General features: G+C 72.8%; 2 protein-coding genes. Both read right to left on the reverse strand.

Annotated elements, in window-relative coordinates:
* Positions 1–780 (reverse strand): beta-ketoacyl synthase N-terminal-like domain-containing protein (locus AC1D15_RS26005; protein ID WP_477828259.1); only part of this gene is annotated, 780 nt, incomplete at its 3' end.
* Positions 780–2657, reverse strand: a 1878-nt coding sequence (locus AC1D15_RS26010) for an amino acid adenylation domain-containing protein (protein WP_477828260.1), incomplete at its 5' end; no start/stop codon positions are given. The genes AC1D15_RS26010 and AC1D15_RS26005, both read right to left, overlap by 1 nt.

The raw sequence follows: 2657 nt of genomic DNA on the forward strand, positions 1-2657 counted from the left end.
GTCGAGGCGCTTCAGCACGACGAGGCCGGCGCCGCTGCCGATCAGCGTGCCGGCGGCGCGCTCGTCGAAGGCGCGGCAATGGCCATCGGGCGACAGGATCGCGCCGGCCTGGTGGCGGTAGCCGCCGTCCTGCAACAGGTTCAGCCACACGCCCCCCGCCAGCGCCATGTCGCAGTCGCGGGCCAGCAGCGCCTGGCAAGCGGTGTGGATGGCCGTCAGCGAGGTCGAGCAGGCGGTCTGCACCGTGACGGCCGGGCCGCGCAGGTTCAGCTTGTAGGCGACGCGCGTGCACAGCGAGCCGGGCGAGTTGCCGCTCATCAGGCTCAGCAGCTCGGCGATCTGGCCGCTGTCGGCACCGCCCGACGATGGCAGCAGGTGCCGGATCAGGTAGAGGTTCGGCCCGTCGCCGGCATACACGCCGACCGGCACCTCGAGCCGGCCGGTCGCGTAGCCGGCCTGCTCCAGCGCCTGCCACGCGCATTCGAGGAACAGCCGCTGCTGCGGGTCGAGCTGCTCGGCCTCGCGCGGCGCGTAGCCGAAGAAGCCGGCGTCGAACTCGCCGATGCCGTCGAGCCGCACGCCGGCCTTCACGAAGCCCGGGTCGTCGAGCAGGCTCTGCGGCACGCCGCGCGCGCGCAACTCGTCGTCGCTGAAGCGGGTGACCGATTCGACGCCGTCGCGGATGTTGCGCCAGAAAGCGTCGACATCGGCCGCGCCGGGGAAGCGGCCGGCCAGGCCGATGATCGCGATCTCGATGCCGGTCGGTTCAGGGGTGCTCATCAGGTGTTCCTCTCGGTGGTGCGGCGCCGCTGCAGCAGCGCGGCCCGTTGTTGTCTGGCGCGGTCGTCGATGGCGGTGGTGGTGGCAGGCGCGGCCGACCCTTGCTCCAGCCGCTGCGCCAGCGCCGCAAGCGTCGGGTGCCTGAACAGCTCGACCAGCGGCACTTCGGAATCGATGCGCTGCTGCACCTGCTGGTGCACGCGGATCAGCAGCAGGCTCTGCCCGCCGAGGTCGAAGAAGTTGTCGTGCTGGCCGACGCGTTCCACGCCCAGCACCTCGCGCCAGATCGCGGCCAGCGTCTCGGCGATGCGGCCCTGCGGCGCGAGGTGCGCGCGGTCGCTCTCGAACACCGGCTCGGGCAGCGCGCGGCGGTCGACCTTGCCGTTCGGTGTCAGCGGCAACGCCTCCAACGCGACGACCGCGCTCGGCACCATGTGGTCGGGCAGTGCATCGGCGAGCGCCTGGCGCAGCACGGCGGCGTCGATGCGCTGCCCGGCATGCGGGGCCGCGTAGGCCACCAGCCGCAGCCCGGCCGGCCCTGGTTTCGCGACGACGACCGCATCGCGCACCGAGCCGTGCGCCAGCAGCCGCGCCTCGAYCTCGCCSAGCTCGATCCGRAAGCCYCKSACCTTCACCTGCTGGTCGATGCGSCCSAGGTASTCGAGCTGGCCCTCGGCGTTCCATCTCACCAGGTCGCCGGTGCGGTASAGCCGCCCGCCCTGCGSATCGAACGGRTCGGCGACGAAGCGCTCCGCCGTCAGCGCCGCACGGTTCAGGTAGCCGCGCGCGAGGCTCACGCCGCCCAGGTACAGCTCGCCGGCGACGCCGGGCGGCACGAGGTTCAGGTCGGCGTCGAGCACGCGCGCGCTCGTCTCGGTGATCGGCCGGCCGATCGGCACCTGCGTCGCGCCGTCGGCACGGCAGGTCCAGTGCGTGACGTGGATCGTCGTCTCGGTCGGGCCGTAGAGGTTGTAGAGCGTGGCACGCGGCAGCCGCAGCGCGACCTCCTTCTGCGCCTCGGCCGGCAGCGCCTCGCCGCCGACGATCACGCGGCGCAGCGGGGCGTCAGTCCCCATCGCCTGCACCTGCGGCTGCTGCAGGAAGGCCTGCAGCATCGCCGGCACGAAGTTCAGCGTCGTGATGCGGTGCCGCAGGATCAGCGCCGCGAGCCGCGCCGGGTCGCGGTGCTCGCCCGGTTCGGCCAGCACCAGCGGCGTGCCGGTGGTCAGCGGCCAGAACATCTCCCAGGCCGACACGTCGAAGCCGAACGCGGCCTTGTGCAGCACGGTGTCAGCCGCGTCGAGGCGATAGACCTGCTGCATCCACGCCATGCAGCTCGCGAGCGCCCGGTGGCGCACCGCCGCGCCCTTCGGCGTGCCGGTGGAGCCGGAGGTGTAGATCACGTAGGCGAGGTGCTCGGCGTGCACGTCGGCTTGCGGATCGTCATCGCGCTCGGCGGACGTGTCGAGCGTGTCGAGGTCGAGCACGCGCGCGGCCACCGCCGGCAGCCGCTCGCGCACCGCGCCGTGCGTCAGCACCAATGCGACGCCGCTGTCGCCCACCATCCAGGCGAGGCGCTCGGCCGGCAGCTCGGTGTCCAGCGGCACGTAGGCGGCGCCGGCCTTCAGCACCGCGAGGATGCCGACCATCATGCCGACCGAGCGTTCGAGCGCAATGCCGACGCGGGTCTCCGGCCCGATGCCTTGCGCGATCAGGTGGTGCGCCAGGCGGTTGGCGCGGCGGTTCAGCTCGCCGCGGGTCAGCGTCTCGTCGGCAAAGTGCAGCGCGACGGCCGCCGGGTTGTCGCGCACACGTTGCTCGAACGAGCGGTGGACCGGCCGCCAGTCGACGAAGCGCTGCGCCTCGACGCCCCAGGC

Source organism: Rhizobacter sp. P2_H2 (genome assembly GCF_056403375.1).